General features: G+C 28.1%; 18 protein-coding genes, 1 pseudogene and 1 riboswitch. All 19 genes and pseudogenes read right to left on the bottom strand.

Annotation, left to right across the window (positions count from 1 at the left end; translation table 4 throughout):
- Positions 1–15: 15 nt before the first annotated feature.
- Complete coding sequence (locus SCHIN_RS02100; RefSeq protein WP_166507988.1) at positions 16–864, bottom strand: aldose epimerase family protein; 849 nt, start codon at positions 862–864, stop codon at positions 16–18.
- A 9-nt stretch (positions 865–873) separates the two neighbouring features.
- Positions 874–2358 (bottom strand): MFS cation transporter, encoded by a 1485-nt coding sequence (locus tag SCHIN_RS02095; protein WP_166507987.1) that lies wholly within the window; start codon positions 2356–2358, stop codon positions 874–876.
- Between the two features lie 55 nt (positions 2359–2413).
- Complete coding sequence (locus SCHIN_RS02090; RefSeq protein ID WP_166507986.1) at positions 2414–4138, bottom strand: hypothetical protein; 1725 nt, start codon at positions 4136–4138, stop codon at positions 2414–2416.
- 125 nt (positions 4139–4263) lie between these two features.
- Positions 4264–4809, bottom strand: coding sequence for a ribosome recycling factor (gene frr, locus SCHIN_RS02085; RefSeq protein WP_166507985.1), 546 nt, complete (start codon positions 4807–4809; stop codon positions 4264–4266).
- Between the two features lie 13 nt (positions 4810–4822).
- Entirely contained in the window at positions 4823–5536 is a 714-nt protein-coding gene (gene pyrH, locus SCHIN_RS02080; protein WP_166507984.1) for a UMP kinase, read from the bottom strand.
- A gap of 119 nt (positions 5537–5655) precedes the next feature.
- Positions 5656–6621 (bottom strand): energy-coupled thiamine transporter ThiT, encoded by a 966-nt coding sequence (locus SCHIN_RS02075; protein WP_166507983.1) that lies wholly within the window; start codon positions 6619–6621, stop codon positions 5656–5658.
- Positions 6622–6651: 30 nt separating this feature from the next.
- A riboswitch (TPP riboswitch) is annotated at positions 6652–6743 on the bottom strand.
- Positions 6744–6797: 54 nt separating this feature from the next.
- On the bottom strand, positions 6798–7511 hold the full coding sequence (locus tag SCHIN_RS02070; protein WP_166507982.1) for a hypothetical protein: 714 nt from the start codon (positions 7509–7511) through the stop codon (positions 6798–6800).
- Complete coding sequence (gene tsf / locus SCHIN_RS02065; protein ID WP_166507981.1) at positions 7511–8383, bottom strand: translation elongation factor Ts; 873 nt, start codon at positions 8381–8383, stop codon at positions 7511–7513. Before tsf ends, SCHIN_RS02070 begins: the two co-directional genes overlap by 1 nt.
- 13 nt (positions 8384–8396) lie before the next feature.
- Positions 8397–9233, bottom strand: a complete 837-nt coding sequence (gene rpsB, locus SCHIN_RS02060) for a 30S ribosomal protein S2 (RefSeq protein ID WP_166507980.1) — start codon at positions 9231–9233, stop codon at positions 8397–8399.
- Positions 9234–9458: 225 nt separating this feature from the next.
- Complete coding sequence (locus SCHIN_RS02055) at positions 9459–10808, bottom strand: Sapep family Mn(2+)-dependent dipeptidase (protein ID WP_166507979.1); 1350 nt, start codon at positions 10806–10808, stop codon at positions 9459–9461.
- Between the two features lie 29 nt (positions 10809–10837).
- Positions 10838–11707 (bottom strand): J domain-containing protein, encoded by an 870-nt coding sequence (locus SCHIN_RS02050; protein ID WP_166507978.1) that lies wholly within the window; start codon positions 11705–11707, stop codon positions 10838–10840.
- A 50-nt stretch (positions 11708–11757) separates the two neighbouring features.
- Positions 11758–12048, bottom strand: a complete 291-nt coding sequence (gene rpmA, locus SCHIN_RS02045) for a 50S ribosomal protein L27 (RefSeq protein ID WP_166507977.1) — start codon at positions 12046–12048, stop codon at positions 11758–11760.
- A gap of 1 nt (position 12049) precedes the next feature.
- On the bottom strand, positions 12050–12361 hold the full coding sequence (locus SCHIN_RS02040) for a ribosomal-processing cysteine protease Prp (RefSeq protein ID WP_166507976.1): 312 nt from the start codon (positions 12359–12361) through the stop codon (positions 12050–12052).
- A 66-nt stretch (positions 12362–12427) separates the two neighbouring features.
- Positions 12428–12727: pseudogene (gene rplU / locus SCHIN_RS02035) on the bottom strand (50S ribosomal protein L21); the annotation flags it as partial.
- Positions 12728–13361: 634 nt separating this feature from the next.
- Entirely contained in the window at positions 13362–13646 is a 285-nt protein-coding gene (locus SCHIN_RS02030) for a hypothetical protein (RefSeq protein ID WP_166507974.1), read from the bottom strand.
- A gap of 58 nt (positions 13647–13704) precedes the next feature.
- The gene (gene rsmI, locus SCHIN_RS02025; protein ID WP_166507973.1) at positions 13705–14577 is read right to left on the bottom strand and encodes a 16S rRNA (cytidine(1402)-2'-O)-methyltransferase; all 873 of its coding nucleotides are present in this window, start codon (positions 14575–14577) and stop codon (positions 13705–13707) included.
- 37 nt (positions 14578–14614) lie between these two features.
- Positions 14615–15085, bottom strand: a complete 471-nt coding sequence (greA, locus tag SCHIN_RS02020; protein ID WP_166507972.1) for a transcription elongation factor GreA — start codon at positions 15083–15085, stop codon at positions 14615–14617.
- 41 nt (positions 15086–15126) lie between these two features.
- Positions 15127–16590: an MATE family efflux transporter gene (locus tag SCHIN_RS02015; protein WP_166507971.1), complete on the bottom strand. Its 1464-nt coding sequence runs from the start codon at positions 16588–16590 to the stop codon at positions 15127–15129.
- On the bottom strand, positions 16571–18358 hold the full coding sequence (gene uvrC / locus SCHIN_RS02010) for an excinuclease ABC subunit UvrC (RefSeq protein WP_166507970.1): 1788 nt from the start codon (positions 18356–18358) through the stop codon (positions 16571–16573). The genes SCHIN_RS02015 and uvrC overlap by 20 nt, the downstream gene beginning before the upstream one ends.
- Between the last annotated feature and the right edge of the window lie 17 nt (positions 18359–18375).

The following is an 18375-nucleotide window of genomic DNA, read 5'->3' as shown; positions in this document are numbered from 1 at the left end:
TGATTTTTTATATATCTATTTATCGTTAATACTGAATTCAAATGTAATTAACTTACTTTGACCTTTTTCTAATTTTTGAATACCAATTTTATCTTTGAACTCTCTACTTTCAAGTTCAAAATTATCTGGTACTCCATATCAAGGTTCTATACAAAAGAAGTTACTTTTTTCACTCATTTTTCATAAAACTAAGTATGGATAACCTTTGAAATCAAATTCTAGTTGTTTGTTTTCAAAGTTATAAATAACTTTTTCACCATTAAATTCATCAAACAAGAAGAACTTAGAATCGCTAAAATCGTAATCATTTATTCTAAATTTAGCTATCTCTATTTTGTTTTCTTGATTTGGAACATAAGAGTTTTCAACTCCATTTTCAGTTACGTATTTTTGAGGTTTATCAAAAACAAGTTCACTGTCACTGCTCATTAAAAATGCTGGGTGATGTCCAAATGAAAAATACATTTCATTTTCACCATCATTTTTAATTTCAAAATTATATTTAAATCTGTTTCCATCAATTTCTATAATTGCTTTTAATTCATAATCAAATGGATACATTTTTTTAATAGTTTCATCTGGTTTTGAAGTTAATTCAAACAAAGTATCACTTACTTTATTTACTTTTCAGTTTTTTATATCTTTAAAAAAACCATGTCTTGGAACTTCATATTCACTTCCTTTGTATGTAAATTTACCTTTTACATATCCACAAACTGGGAATAAAACAGGAAAGTTTTTAGCTCAATCTTCATCTTGTTGATAAAGAAGTTCTTTACCTTTATGTTTTAAACTTCTAATTTCTAATCCTTTTTCTTCAATTTCAAATTTTGCCTCTAAAATATCATTTTTTAATTCGTACATTCTTATCACCTATTCACTTAACTCTAGATTTTCAACATCAATCTGAGTTTTTGTTTTTTCTATAACTCTTCTTTTTAATATATTTTTTAGATTTTGTGTTGCCAATCTATAATTGACAAAGTCAACAAATATTTTATTACTTGTATAATAAAATATTAAAGCACAAAGCAGTAAAATGACAGCACAAATTGAAAATAATATCGTAATTACGTCTGCAAAATCAGATGAAATAGTTGATAGATTTGTATTTGGTAAAACTAAATTATCTACCACTTCAATTTCTTTAAAACTACCAACTTTATTTTTTAGCATAATACCTTCTAATGATTCAACTAAATATTTTGCTCCAAATAATGCACTCCCAAAGAAACCAGTAACTGGGTTCTTTGGAGCTCTATAGTTTCAAAACATACATACAGAAAATAAAGTATAGATCAATTGGTTATAAAACACTCCAATTAAGATATTTACACATAAGAAAGCAAATGGATTTGTAATAAAAGCCAAAGCTGTGTAACATCCAAATAATAGGAAATTATTTATAACAAAGAAATATTTTTGACCAAAATATTTTAATAAATATTTAAAAATAAAGTAAGAAACTAGAATTGAAGGCGCTAAAAATGATAGGTCAAATAATCTTGACATTAATCTTATAGTTTCTTGAGCATATTGTTTTTCAATTAATCGTATTTGAATAAAGTATTTAGTTGTAAGAGAACTACTCAAATAGTAAGTTAAAGCAATAAAAAATGTTAAACAGTATATTAATAATAGATAATAATTGTTTTTCTTAGGTAATTGACTTATTACAGTTGGGTCAAATACTCCCGCAGTTGATTTGTTTTCTTTTTTTATAAAACTCATAGCCAAAACTATGATTCCCATAAATAAGCAACTTAAATCAATGTATTTGAAGTTAGATTTTATTACAACTTCTTGTAAATTTGAAAAGTAAAATGAAAGTAAAGTTGAAAATCCAATTACAGTAAATAAAATTCATGTAACTGGTAAAGTATTAATTCTGTAAAAATATTGTTCATTTAAAAATAGATAATGTATTGTTGATGTTGCCAACAATACAGATAAGAAAATAGAACCAACTATAAATGTTGTTGCATTAATAGCGGGAACAATAAATAGAATTAAAGATATTATAATTAAACAACCATATGAAATTCAAAGTCAAACCTTTCTCATTCTAATTACACCAGTAAAGAAAGTAGCTATTGGTTTTAAAAAGATTGTAAATAATGAAGAAGAAAATAATAACAAAATGATATAACCAGCTTTTGAAATACTTGAAATAGCTAACAATTTAGAAGAACTAAACTGAAATGTTATAAATCCTGCAGCTATTCAAAAAATAGCCACTTCTAATATAAAAAATATTACATCTTTTTTTAATTTCTCATTAAAAATCAAGAAACAAAAGACTGCTAAACCCAATACTAAAATTATAGGCATTAATATTGTTAGATCTCAATTATTCATATTCTCTCCTTTTTCACTTTAATTATTTTAATATAAAATCAATAAAAAACCCACATTAATGTGGGATGTTTGGTCTTTCTGCTGATTTTGCATCTTTTGGTTTGATATTTGTTTTTTGTTTAATATCTGAAAGTTCCTTTTTAATTTTTTTCATATCATTATGAACCTTAATTAAAAATACACTTGATTCATTATTGTATTCTTGAATAGAATCAATAACTTCAACTTTATTTTCAAGTTGGAAGTTATAAAATGCTATTTTTTTGTACTGTCTATCATTTACATTTACCAAGTAAACAATACCATAAACTAGGAATAGCATAAATCAAACCGGAGTTACAATCACTAATAAAACATCTGCTGCAAAGTAAATGTTTTCACTGTTTGTTAAGTGTGGTTCTAGTAAGTAAAATTTGAACACTTCACTAAATACAACTTTTTCTCCACCGTTTGCTACTCAACTATTTGCAATTTTTATAAAAATTCCAGTTAAAGGTATCAATATTAACATGAATGCAAAAGCAATTAATCATGCAGACATTACTTTAAATTGTCTATAAATTTTAGAATTTCTTAGAGCATCTCTATCAAAGTTCCCACTAACTCCAAATAAAGTGTTTGTTTCTTTATCTTTTTCACCAAAATTATCATCTAAATTCTCTTGAATTTTTCTATTCTTGTTAAAACTATCAAGTAATTTTTTGGTATTTATAGGTCCAGTTGTTAAAGCGTCAAAGTGTTTTTCTTTAAATTTATCCGCTTTTTTAGTTAATCCTTCAATTACCATTTTGTCAGTTCTTGTTGAGAAATCATCTTCTAAATTTTCTTTAAAAACAGGTTCTGGTTGTTGTTCAAATTTTTGATAATCAAAAACTCTTGGATCTGCCATTTTTTTCTCTTCAACTACAGCATTTTGTACTGGTGTTACATTTTGTACTGGTGTTACATTTTGGTTATTAAAGTTTTGATTACTTTGGAAATGTTGGTTTCTGTTAAAATCTTGTCCACTAGAGAATGGATTTTGACCAAACACACCTGTTGGTTTATTGAAATTGTCTTCATATTTTCTATCATTATTAATTGCATTTGTGTTTTGTTTTTGAGCATTCAATTCCTTAGCTGGAGCTAATCTATTCAACTCTGCAAACGGATCAAAGTTATTTGCTTCATTTGCAATTGGTTGTTGAATCTCTTCTAAAATATTTTTAGCTTCTTTTGCATATTCTCTTTCTCTGATAACTCTTTTAGGAATAATTTCTTGAGTTGGTAATTCTGCAATTGGACTCATGTTACTTAAAGTTTCATCAACATAAGGAGAGTTTTCAATTGAACTTTGATAAGATGGTCTTCTTGAAGTTAAATGAACCTTAGTTTCAGGAATTTGGAAGTTTTCAACTAACTTTGTAACTTCTGGTTTTATATTGATTTTCCCAAAATCAATATCTTCATTTTCATCCATTTCACTTTCATCTTGTAAATCATTTATGTCAAAAAGAGTGTTTGTATTTAATGAGAAAAAATCGTCTGTATTAATATCTACTTCATTAAATAAGCCTTGTATATATGCAGTATCGTCTATACTTTTTTCTTGAACAGCTGCAGGTTTTTTTGCAGATATTTCAGAAACCATTTTAGAATCGACAATAGCAGTTTCCTGAGTTAATATGTTTTTTATATGCAAAAAACTCAGAGTCCCACTAGATATTTGTTTTTTTTGAATATCTAGTATAACTCAGTTCTCGTTATTATAACTAACTAATGCCCCTTTTTGATAGCCCATAATGCACCTCATTATTAGTATATATGTTTAATGCAAGAATTCAAGCAAATTTTTTTTAATAAATAATGGTTTTTGTTTAAAAAAACAATAAAAAACACTTCAAATATTTTGAAGTGTGAATTATATTAAATAGACATTAAATCTTTTTCTTTTGCTTTTGCAACTGAATCTAATTGAGCGACAAATTTATCTGTTAATTTTTGAACTTCAGATTCACCAAATTTTTTATCATCTTCAGTAACATCTGCTTTTTTAATTTGATCATTTGCATCTCTTCTTAAGTTTCTAATTCTAACTTTAAATTGTTCTAATTCTTTAAAAACTTTTTTAACTAAATCTTTTCTAGTTTCTTCTGTTAATGAAGGAATGTTGATTCTAACTAAATCAGCTTCACTCATTGGGTTTAAACCTAAATCAGCTTTATTAATTCCAGAAATAATTGAACCAATTTGACTTCTGTCGTATGGTTTAACCACTAATTGTTGTGGTTCTGGAGAAGAGATTTGAGAAGTTTGCTCAATTGGAGTTAATGTTCCGTAGAAATCTACCATTACTCCTTTTAACATATTAGCATTCGCTCTTCCAGTTCTTACTTTTAATAGATAATCATTAAATGATTCGATAGTTGAAGCCATTTCTAACTCAACATTTTCTAAAATATCTTTAATCATGTTTTCTTACTCCTTATTTAATGTATGTTGCTTCTAAATCACCGTGGGCAATTTTAATAATATTGTCTTTTCCATTCATATCAAAGACAACTATTTCTAAATTACCATCTCTTGATAGTGTAGCTGCTGTTGAATCCATTACTTGTAGATTCTGTACAACCAAATCACTATGAGTTAACGAATCTAAGAATTTTGCATTTGGATTAGCGTTTGGATCTGAATCATAAACACCTTTTGTTCCATTTTTTGCCATTAATAATGCATCAGCTTGAATTTCAATTCCTCTAATGCATGCTCCAGTATCTGTTGTAAAGTAGCTGTATCCTGTTCCTCCAGCAAAAATTACAACATAACCTTCGTCTAATTTTTCACGTGCATCTCTATAGTTATATGCTGTTGTTACTGTTTTGATTTCTAATGATGAGTAAACTTTAACTTTACTAAACCCCATTTTTTTCAATGTTGCTTCAAAAGCTAAAGCGTTCATAATGGTTGCCAACATTCCCATGTAGTCTGCTTCAATTCTGTGCAGTTCTAATGTTCCTGCCAATTTTCCTCTTCAAATGTTTCCTCCACCAATTACAATACCAACTTGTAGACCTTCTTCTGCAAGTTTTATAACTTGTCTAGCAACATCTCCTAATTTATCTTTATCATAAATATCTTCGTTACCTTTTAGTGCTTCACCTGAAATTTTTAATAATACTCTTTTAAATTGTAGTGCCATAAATACCTCACTAAAAAGATTATAGCAAAATTACATATTATTTAAACAAAAAACAAATTTAACATTTATTTTATGAAAATAAAAAACCTGTTTTGATTTTTACAAAACAGGTTTTTTATTTAACGAACCTTATTTCAACTAGTTTGTCTATCTTTTACTATTTTCATAACCTTGCATGTTGGTGGTACCAATATTAGCAATGTTGCATAGTCAAAAATTGTATTGAAAGCGTTGAATATCATTGAATAAGTTCAAGCTCCATTTCATTCAAAATCATAATATACAGATGTATAAACTTTAGGATTTAATCAAAATAATACTCCTGACAAAACTCTTGATACATATACACAAATCATAGGAATTGTTATAAAGGTAATATAGTTTGCAGCTTCCACGTATTTATTTTTTATATTATCTGCAGGTTTAAACAAACTTGCAAGAGCAAAACTTACTGTAACAAATCAATAGTCGAATAAGTATTGAACCGGTGATAGAACAGCAGTTCCTGGCATAACAGCTGTTAAACTAGCTGCTAAAACACAAAGTGTCAGACAAGCTCAAAAGTTTAACAAGTATGCACCAACATACAAGAATATATATTTAAATGAAATTGTTATTCAAAATGGCATTGGGGGAATATATCCCGAAATGAAGTTTACTAGTAAGTATAAACTCAATAGTAATCCAACATAACACATTTCATAGATAGTTCATTTTTTTGGTTTTAAATAACCAATATTGCTATTTCATTCTTTTATTTCAAAAGAACTGTACACTATTCCTACTACATTTAGTAGCAAGATTGAAAAGATAAGTTTTTTTAATTGTCCTTCTTTTTCAAGCATCATCATAATTACATAACCTGCTTGCAATACAGCAATGATTAAAAATCCTAAAATAAATAGAATATAAATCATCGCTATGTTTCCAGCACTCATACTAACTAGAGCACCATTTTCATCTCAGGTCTTTCTAGACGCAAGATGTATCACCAAAAATATTAATCCAACAAGAATCAATATAGTTTGAACAGCAATGTAAGAAATTATTGAGATATTAAAAATCTTTTTTTGTTCATTTTTCATGAATTTCCTCCACGAAAAAAAGCAGACCTATTTTAATTGTTAAGGGCTTCCTACGCTAGTATTAACTAGATCAGGTTCTAAGAGTATTTCTCAAGCATATATTGCTACCTCTGCCTTTTTTCACTCTTATTGTATAACAGTTTAAATAAAAAAATGCACCAATGTGCATTTTAATATTAAGCCTCTTTTGATTCGTCGTCACTAGATTTAGCAACTCTTTTAGCTTCATTTTCTGTTAAGTATTCTAATTTCAATTCTTTTGTTTTATCTTTGAAGAATTCTAATTGATCTTTTACTTCAATAGTTACTCCAACAATTGAACTGTTTTCTAAAAGAAATTGTCCTAATACAGTTGATCTTGGGATAGAGATTTTTTTAAGTTTTCTCTTTCCCTCTAAGTAATTAATATATAATTTCTTACTTTCTTCATCATTAATAATATTAATGATTTTTTCTGCTTTGATATCCATACCAGGGAATCCAATTCCCTCTTCTTTTAATTCAATTCAAATTTTTTGAGGAATGAATAACAATATCATGTATCATACGCAACATAAAGCATATGTTACAACTATCATTGATAAAGTCATTTCTCAAGCTAAATCTGGATCCATTTCTGCGCTAAATGATTTTCCATAGAAGAAAATTCATCCAACTATACAAGTAGCTAAACTTGCTACAGATGTTGATATTAAAAATACTACAAATAGTTTATTAATTACTTTTTTGTTTTCACTTCTTTTAATATTAATACAGTATTTAACAAATACTGCAAGAGGTAAAACAACTGCAAGTAATGATACTATTAACAAAATTAAAAAGTTACTTGCACTAAGTGCATTCCCGTTTCAATTTACATCGTGTTTTCCGGCTAAAAACATTTTACTCATTATCCTTTCAATTGCGCTGCAACTTCAGCAGCAAAGTCTGTTTCAACTTTTTCAATACCTTCTCCAACTTCAAATCTAAACATTTGTTTTAATACTGATTTTTTAGATTCAACGAATTTACCAACTGATTGTTTTTCATCCATAACAAATCCTTGTTCTAATAAAGTAACTTCAGCAAGTTTTTTGCTTAATTTACCTTTTAAAATTCCTTCAGCAATGTTTTCAGGTTTCCCTGTAAGATCTGTTGTTTCTTTAATGATGTGCATTTCAGCATCTTTAAATTCTTGTGGTACATCATCTTTTGAAAGGTATTTTGGTGCCATTGCAGCAACATGCATACAAACATTGTAAGCATCTTCTTGTGCAATTTCACCTTCAAATTGAAGTAAAACTGAGATTCTGCTATTTGCATGGTTGTATACTGCAATTGTATCACCCTCAACTGCAGCAATTCTTCTTAATTCAATTTTTTCTCCAATTGTTGCTGTTGCTGTAATACAAGCTTCTTTAACAGTTTCTCCTGATGCTAATTTAACTTCTAATGCTTCTTCTAAAGTTGAAACTGTTGAGTTTAATAATGCATCTCCAATTTGTTGGATTAAGTTCATGAATTTTTCGTTTTTTGAAACAAAGTCTGTTTCAGAGTTAACTTCAAATACAATCCCTCTTTTTCCGTTAGATTTTGCAAAAGAAACACCTTCTGCTGCAACTCTATCGGCTTTTTTAGCTGCTTTTGATAGACCATTTTCTCTTAATCAAACAACTGCTTCTTCAATGTTTCCATCAGTTGCTTCAAGAGCTTTTTTACAATCCATCATACCAGCTGATGTCATTTCTCTTAATTCTTTAATTAATTGTGCTGTAACTGCCATTTTTCTTCTCCTATTATTTAGCTTCTGCTACAGGTTCTGCTGCTTTTTTTGGAGCTGCATGTTCTGAGTTGTTTGAAGCGTTATCTCTGTTTCTGTTGTTGTAGTTATTGTTTGGTCTGTCTTCTTTTTTTTGTGCAACAAATCTTAAGTTTGTTGGTTGCATTTTGATTCCTGCTGCATCAGCATAAACTTCTGCAATGTAGTTAGTAATTATGTTTACTGATTCTTGAATATCATCGTTTGCAGGAATTACGTAATCTACCATATCTGGGTCTACGTTTGTATCACAAATTGCAATAACTGGAATTCTTAATTTTCTAGCTTCTTTAACTGCGATTTCGTCAGTTTTTGGATCTACTACGAACATTGCTGCTGGTAGTTTATGCATTTGTTTAATTCCACCTAAAGTTTTTTCTAATTTAGCTTTTTCTTTTTTAATTAAGATTTGTTCTTTTTTAGGTCTTAGGTTAATTTTTCCTGTTTTTTCTTCATTTTCAATATCTCATAAAGTTTTAATTCTTAATGAAATAGTTTTCATGTTTGTTAAAGTTCCACCCAATCATCTTGAGTTTACAAAGAAGTTTCCACTTCTTTGTGCTGCTTCTTTAACTGCGTATTTTGCTGATTTTTTAGTTCCAACAAAAATTATTTTTTCTTTTTTTTGTCCGATAAATGTAACAAATTTTTTTACATCTTCTAATCTTCAAATTGTTTGTTGTAAATCAATGATGTGATTTTTGTTTTTTGCTCCATAAATATATGGTTTCATTTTTGGATTTCAACGTTTAGTTTGGTGTCCAAATTGAGCTCCAGCATCTCATAGCTGTTCTCTTGTTAGATCTTTTGCCATTTTTAATGTCCTCTTTCTTAAATTAATTTGTTAGTCTTCCAAATAGTTCGAACAATTACCACCAAGTGATTAAAGTGACTTGGCACTGGGTAATTGAATTCCTAAATGTGATTGCATACCCTTTAAAAGTTATATACAACATAATTAGTATAAAGATTTTTACCCAGTATTACAATACATACTGATAGGTAAATTAAAAATCCAATTAAATTGGATTTTTAATTATTAAATTTTTGTTAGTTTTACAATTGATTTTGCATAGATTTCAATCATTTTTTCTAAATCTTCAATTTTTACATATTCATTGTATGCGTGCATTGTAGAATCGTTCATGTCAAATTCAGCTCCAAAAGCAATCATATTTGGCATTGATTTAGCAAATGTTCCCCCACCAATAGCAATTGGTTCTGCTTTTAAATCCCCAGTAACTTCTTTATAAACGTCCATAATTTTTGTAACTGTTTCTCCATCTTTTGGGAAATAAACTTTGTCTTCAATTGATTTAACAACAACTTGAATACCAAATTCTTTTACAAATTTTTCAAGTGTTTCGTTTACATCAACGTGAGGATTTCTTGTACAAGGAATTCTAAAGTTAAATGTATATCTAAAATCACCATTTGTGATTTTAACTATCCCATTATTTGCAGTTAAAGAACCTGTTTCATCAGTTAAATCCCCAAAAACTTCTTTCATATCAAAGTTATTGTGTGCATAGTTTGCAACAAATTGAACTATTGGGTGTTTTATTCCCACTTTATCCATTGCAAACAGCAATCAACTTGCAGCACAAACACCTTTTTGAGGTAAACTACCATGAGCTGCAATTCCTTTTACCATTAATTTGTCTTCTTCAAGATAAGTTGAAATATTGTTTTCTGATAAAATCTTTGAGATTTCTTCGATCTTGTTTCCTTTATATGAAACAAGATCGTTTACTGCATTGTAAACAAATCCACCTTCAATTTCAAAGTCACAATCAAATTGTCCTATTAAATCTACATCACTAATTCATTTTTCAGCATAAACTACAGGAAAATGACCATCAGGAACGTAACCTAAATCACAAAGTCTTTCATTTTCAACATAAGCTTCCATACATTCTCATGTAGTTTCTTCACTAGTACCAAAAATAAATCTAACTGTGTAATCTGGTGAAAATCCATTATCAATTAAATATTTAAAAGCAAATAAGTTCATCATTGTAGGACCTTTGTCATCAAATGCTCCTCTTCCAAATAATTTACCTTCTTTTACTATTGGTTCAAAAGGTGGATTATTTCATTCACTTAAGTTTCCTGGCGGAACTACATCTAAGTGACAAATGATTCCAAATAATTTGTCACCATTTCCATAATCTGCATATGCATATCTGTTTTTTGAATCTATATAAGTTGTAAATCCTCATTCCTTGCAAAGTTTTACACAATAATTTAAAACTTCAACAGTTTCTTGGGGTAAAGGACTTCCTTTAGTTATATCTCTTCTATAAGAAGGCATAGCTATAACTTTTTTTGTGTGTTCTAATGCTTGAGGGAAGTAGTTTTCCAATAAGTCTTTTTTTTCTACTTTCATAGTTTAATTCTCCTCTAGAAACAAAGTTTCTACATATCTCGATATTTTCTAACCATATTAAATGCTTCAACAACTTTCATAAATGCAATTTCACTTCCAGTACCTTCTCTGTCTGGGTGATATTGTTTTGAAAGTCTTCTGTAATTTCTTTTAATTGAAGCATCACTGTCACTTGGAGTAACCCCCAAGATTTTGTATGCTTCAAGAAGATCATTTCTCAATGGTTTCAAACTCTCTTTGAAATCAACTTTTTTGTAATTTCTAAAGTCAAAGTCTGTTTCTCAATCATCAGTTTGAGTTGCAACTGCATGAAGAGTTGCATTTAAAATAATATCTAAATTTTCAATAAATATATTGTATTCTTTATCAATAAAAGAATCTGCCATTTCATATTGAACAATTCCATATGATTTTTTTTCATATTTTGCAATTATAAGCGGAATAACTTCACTTATAAAAGTTCTTCTATAAGATTCAAAAACTCTACTTACAAATTTATTATAATTCTTAACGATATTTGTATTAAAAAGACCAAGTTCTTTTGAAACTTCGTAATTGAAGTCAAAAAATTGTTCTTCTACAATTTTATATTCCTTTAAAAAACTATATTCAACTCTCTTCAAAAAAGAAACTAGTCCTTTTGATTTAAAGTGTTTATATGTCTCTGAAAAGTTACTCATGAAAGGAAAAATATTAAATGTTTCTGCGTAATTTTGCCCATTAATTTTAATTATTTTATCTAATTTAGAAACAAAAATCTTTCTAAATGCTCTAATCTTTGCTCTTACTCTTGCATAATTTTGGTTCCTTTGAACCATAATTGTGGCAAAAGTCATTAAAAAGATAAGCAAAATAATAGCTATTGTTCCTGCAATTATAACGATTGTTAATAAATCCATATTTTTCTCCCGATCTAAATAAAAAAGCTCCCATACGGGAGCTCATATAATTATTTTGCTTCTTGTGGTATAACAACTGCTCTAGTTCTGTTTTTACCAAATCTTTGGTATTTAACAATTCCTGAGACTAACGCGAATAGAGTATCATCTCCACCACGTCCTACATTAACACCTGGGTGAATTTTAGTACCCCTTTGTCTAAAGATAATTGAACCTGCATTTGCAAATTGCCCATCAGCTTTTTTAGCACCTAAACGTTTTGATTCTGAATCTCTACCGTTTTTTGTTGATCCTACTCCTTTTTTAGAAGCGAAATATTGTAGTCCTAATAAGAAACGCATTTTAGAACACCTCCTCTATTTTAAAATTCTTTTGATATTGAAATTCAATTGTTTCTAATTGAAATAACAAGAATTGTAATATTTTTTGCAACTCAATTGAGTCATTTTTAACAATAATTGTTATTACATTATCATCAACATTTAAATCAACATCTTTATTGTGCATCTGGTCTAGACCATTCAAAGCTCCACTAACAATGGCTGTTATTCCTGCGCAAACAAGATCATTTCCATAATCTCCTGCGTTAGCATGACCTGATACTTCAATTTTCATAATGCTATCATCATTATATTTGATTTTAGCTTTTACCATAAACTAACCTTCTGTTTTTGGAGTTTCAGCTTCTGTTTTTGGAGCAGCAGCTTTAGGAGCTGCAGCTTTAGCTGAAATTGCATCGATTTTTACTTTTGTAAAAGGTTGTCTGTGACCGTAAACTTTGTTTACGTTTTTCTTTGGATGGTATCTAACAACTCTTAGTTTTTTTTCTTTTCCTTGTTTTACTACAGTTCCAGTAACAGTTGCACCTTTTACTAATGGTGCACCTATTTCTTTATCTGTTGCTAAAACTTCACTAAAAGTGATTGTTTTACCTTCTTCTACTGATACTTTTTCAATGTAAATTTCGTCCCCAGGTTGAACTTTGATTTGTTTTCCCCCTGTTTTAATAATTGCGAACATATTTTTTCCTCCAGTCTGGACTCGCCTTGTATGTGAATCATAAATGATTGCTTGTATACATACAAAAGAGCGGTTGAAACTAGCAACCTAAATTATTTTACATTAAATATTATGAAAATTTTAAAATATTATAAAAAAGTGTTAATTATTTTTGACAAATAAGAGCTAATTGTTATTTGATAAGAATAAAACTCGTCTGAAAAGTTTTGATATAAGTGATTAACATTAATCTATTGGATGAAATAGAATTGGAAGTTACTTATTTAATTTATTAGGTAAAAAGAAAGGAAACCTGGAAAATTATTAAGTAAATAATAGATTAATTTAATAGCAAAGGATAAGTAATCTCTATGATAGAAAGGATGTGTACATTAGAGATTGGAAAAATATTAAAATACATTTAGAGTGATTTTTGTGTAAAATGATTTTTTGATGTTTAAGTAAAGTTCATAACCGATTTAACCCCAAGTATGAGCAAGAAGAGATAAGAGGGTTAAATCTTTAAAAATAAAAGTTATATTGTTTTGAAGCGATTTTTTAATAAGATAATTTAATCTCCATTGACAAGAAAGGGTTTGAGATAAAAGATTAAACTTGAATAAAAACTTAAATTATTTGAATATAATGTCTTGATCTAAACCAAAAATACTGGTTCTGGTAACTTAGCTTGATTTTCAAGCTCAAGCTTATTTGATTGGGTATTGTCATATTTAATCGTGCTATTACCCATTTTAACTTCTAACTTGTCATAATCGTTAGCATGTTTAAATAAAAATACTGTTGTTGCAATGTCTGTATACATGTTTTCTATGAAACCAAGTCCACTTTTAACTATTCCGCCTATTGCATTTAGAAAAGCAGCTGGAATTCCAGCACCACCAACAACTTTACGTTTCTGTTCTAAAGTTAGTTCTGTCATATTTTTTTCACCTCCATTATAACTATCGTCATGAAATTGAAAAAAATGTACACTTTTTTTAAAATTTATGAAACTTTTTATAAAGTTCAGCTTTATTAAGACCTCTATTTTTTGCAACTACCTTAATTGCTTCTTTTTTTGAGGTTCCTTGACTTATTAATTCTTCAATTTCCTCAATTGCATCAAATTCTGCTTCTTTTTCTTCTAAATTGTAGTTTTTATCTAAAACTACAACAAACTCACCTTTTTCAACAAAATCAGGTGAATTTACAAACTCTTTCACTTCTTGAATTGTTCCCTTAATCACTTCTTCGTTTAACTTTGTTATTTCACGGACTATTGCAATATTATGTTTTTTATCTATAAAAGAACCTAAAACATTAAGAGTATTTACAATTCTATGAACTGATTCATAGAATGTTACGATTAAATCATCACTTTTTTTATATAAACTCAATTTTTCTTTTAACTGATTTGGTTTTTTATCTAAAAAACCTAAAAATATATTTTCTTTTGCTTCAAAACCAGACATTACCATTGCGTGAATATATGCAGGTCCACAGTTAACAGGACAAATTGAAAATTGTACTTCTTTATTTGATAATTCATTTAATATTCTAGCTCCTGGATCTGAAATCAACGGTACTCCTGCATCAGAAATTAAAGCAATGTTTCTATTTTGTTTTAAAACACTTTCAAGTTCATCAATTTTTTCATTTTCATTAAACTTATGTAAAGATCTCAATGGTTTTGAGATGTTGTATTTTTTTAATAAAACATTACTAGTTCTAGTGTCTTCACAATAAATTATTTCAGCGTCATTTAAACATTCAACAGCTCTATTAGAAAAATCTGCCATATTTCCGATTGGAGTACCTACAACATAAATTATTGGTAAGTTATCTTTAAAAGTTTTTTGAATTTTAAACATATTATTTATCCTTTCAATAAAAAAAGCCTTTATAGGCTTATTTTATCTCTTTAATAGTAATTTTGTAAGGTTCTTTTAATTCTCTAACTTCCATTGTATCACCAACAGAACGTCCAAGCATTGCTTTAGCTAAAGGTGATTCATTTGAAATTTTGTTTTCAAATGGGTCAGCTTCAATAGCACCAACAATTTTGATTGTCATGTCTTTTTTGGTTTTAGCATTTGAAAAAGTTACTGAGTTACCAACCTTCACTTCACTACTTTTTTTACCACCATCATCAATGATTTTAACTTTAGAAAGCATTCCTTCTACTTCTTTAATTCTTGCTTCAACTTCAGCTTGTCTGTTTCTTGCTGCGTCATAATCAGCATTTTCAGATAAGTCCCCTTGAGCACGAGCTTCAACAAGTTCTTCAATAACTTGTGGTCTAATTACATTTATTAAATTAGAAAGTTCTTCTTTTAATTCATTAAGTCCCTCATTAGTTAAAATAATTTCTTTTTCCATAATGTTAGTCCCCTTTATTTAACTATGATATTATACACTTTTTATTTGATAATATGCATATATTTTTGTCATTTTCCACCAATTCATCGTATTACATAAATTATAGATCTACTAATTGGGTCAACTGAAAGAACTGCATAAATTGCCATTAACCCTCATCCACCAAGTAAATCAAAACCATATATTACAACAAATGGTAAAGCTACCATTCCTATTCCCATAGTTACAAATGATACTAAAATTGGATATCAAAGATCTCCTGCACTTCAAAGTGCTCTTAGTAAAGTCATATTAACTGTATCGAATAGAATTTTTACAGCATAAATTGAAAGCATCCCAACTCCTCAAGGTCATGATTTACCTTGAGAACCTAGCAATTCAAGAAGTGGATAACTTAGAGCTAACATAAGAATGTTTGCCAATAAAGTTGCGTAAATCGCAGCTTTTCAACAGTTTATAGCTGTTTCATAAGCTCCTTGTCTATCGTCTTCTCCAATTTTTCTAGCTACAAATACAGATGTAACTGTACCCATTGCTTGAATAAAGGCTGTTGAATATTGTCCAATGCTGTTTGCATTTCTATGCAACACTATTCAAGGGTTATCATCTTCTGCCCCTGTTCCTCCAAGTTTTGCAATAGCAACCCCAGTTCCAAAGTTACATAAATTTCAAACTCCCATTTCAATTGTTATTGGAAGTCCTGTTTTTAAAGTTTCTTTTGCATAAATTCAGTTTAATTGTTTTCCTCTATTTACTTTAAAATCAATAAACTTGAAACACATAAACATCATATAAATTATTTGAAATACTCCTGTAATTGGAATGGTCAATGCACTTCAAATTGGATTTAATTTTGTTCCATATAATAAAACAGAAACTAATATTAAATCTATAACGTTAGCTATAACTGTACCAATTGTTACATAAGTACTTTTTTTCATTGATTGTAGCCCAGCTACAAAAACTTGAGATAAAGATAAAGTTAAGATATTAACATTTAAGATTCTATAGTAACTAGAAACGAATCTAAGTTCACTGTTTTCAAGAACCACATCACCTTCTTTAATAACTCTTAAATTATCTGCATTCATTAAGTGAACAATTTGATCACTTAATGTTTCTATTGTTGCAAAGATAAATGCACTAATAACAAAATTTATTAACAGTCCAGTTACTACAACCTTAGAAACTTCTTCTTTTCTTCCCTGTCCAATTAAGTTACCTGCAACAACAATAGTTCCAGTTGCAATTAGGCTGGGAATGAATTGTAAAGTATTGTAAGACAACACAGCTTTTGCAACCGCTTCAGAATAGACACCATGTCTATAATGATTTATTGCAATTAAATTTATTTGTGAAATTAAAATATTAAATAATAATTGAATAAAAATTGGAATCGCCATTGTTGTGATTTCTTTTAAATCATCTACCTTCCAAAAAGGTGTTTTAATTTTTTCAAATGGCAGGATTTCGACTTTTTCTTTTTTAATTTTTACTTTGCTCATTTTCTTTTCTTCCTTTTAAATATTCTACCAATCTTTCGCTAACATTTTTATTTTTTATTATTTCATTCAACTCTTCTGAACTAGCTTGACTCATATTTTCTAAGTTAATAAATTTTTCATAAAGTTTCTTAATGGTTAGTGAACCAATACCTTTTACATTTTCAAGTTCATTATTTTTTATAGTTCCTTTTACTTGTCTTTTTCTAAATCCTGAAATTGCAAAGTTATGAACTCTCAACTGGAATGATTCAAGTAACTTAAATAATTCACTTTGTTTATCTAAATAAACTTTTTGTTCGTTTAAATCTAAAACATATTCTGTTTTATGTTTATCATTTTTAACCAATCCAATTACAGGAACTTTAATTTCAAGTTCATCTAAAGCTTTTTTAGCAGCATGAACTTGAATTATTCCCCCATCCATTATTATTAGATCTGCAAATTTTTCTGGGTTATTGATATCACGTTTATATCTTCTATAAATCATGTCATACATTCTGTGATAATCACCCTCTTGGTCAATATCTATATTGTATTTTCTAAAATCATTTTTACTTGGCAAACCTTCTTTAAATACAACCATAGCACCAGTTACAAATTCATCAAGAATATTTGCAACATCATACATTTCAATATGAAATGGATATGTTGGTAAATTAAATGCATCTTTTAATTCATTTAAAATATCTTGTTTTGTAACTTGAACTTGATCACTGTAATGAATTTTTTGAAGTAAGAATTCCTTCGCATTATCTTTTGAAAGTTCTATTAATCTTTTTGAATTTTCTAAACTATCATCAATTAATCTATCTCCAAAAATACTTTTTAAATCTCCAACTTCAATTTCTTTTGGTACTAACACGTAATCTGGAACTAAGTTTTTAGTGTATATTTGCATAATAAAACTTTTAAAAAGTTCTGCAATATCTTGTCCGTCATTTTTAATTATTTCATTGTTCTTTAATGTCAATTTTCCATTTCTGTAAAATAAAACATTTAAACAAATATATTCTTCGTATTCAAAATAATTAAAGACATCTCTGTTTAAATTATCATTTAAATCAACATCTTGTTTTGTAAGTGTAAATGATAAATGACCGATTAACTCTTTAATTCTTTGTGCTTCTTCAAATTGTAAATTTTCTGCAGCTCTTACCATTTTTTCATTTAATCTTTTTTCAACATCATTTGATTTTCCATTGAAAAAGTTTGTAACTTTTTCAATTTGGTCTTGATAATATTTAGGCTCAACTTCTTTAAAACAAGCACCACTACATTGATTGATATGATAATAAATACAAGGTTCTCCTAAATTACCATTACATCTTCTTAAAGGATAAATTCTTTCAAGAGCATACAAAATATTTCTTGCACTTGAACCATCTGGTAATGGTCCAAATGAAGCTTTATTTTTCTTATCAAAATTTCTAATATAAATATATTTAGGGTCTTTTTCATTTGTAATTGCAATGTATGGATATTTCTTATCATCATTTAATACAACATTATATCTGGGTTTATATTTTTTAATTAAATTTTGTTCTAAAAGTAGAGATTCTTTTTCATTTTGAGTTATAAAAGTTTCAAAAGAAACTATATCTCTAACAAGTTTTGTAGTTTTTATGTTATGTGCTTTATTGAAATACGAAGAAACTCTTCGTTTTAAATTTTTAGCTTTTCCAACATAAATAACTTGTTTATTTTTATTATAGTAAACATAACAACCTGGTTTTTCAGGTATTAGCTTTATTTGATTTTCAATTATCATAAAAAAACACCCTCCCC

This window comes from Spiroplasma chinense, from assembly GCF_008086545.1.
Lineage (GTDB): Bacteria > Bacillota_I > Bacilli_A > Mycoplasmatales > Mycoplasmataceae > Spiroplasma_A > Spiroplasma_A chinense.
This window is presented reverse-complemented; position numbering and strand designations above follow the sequence as displayed.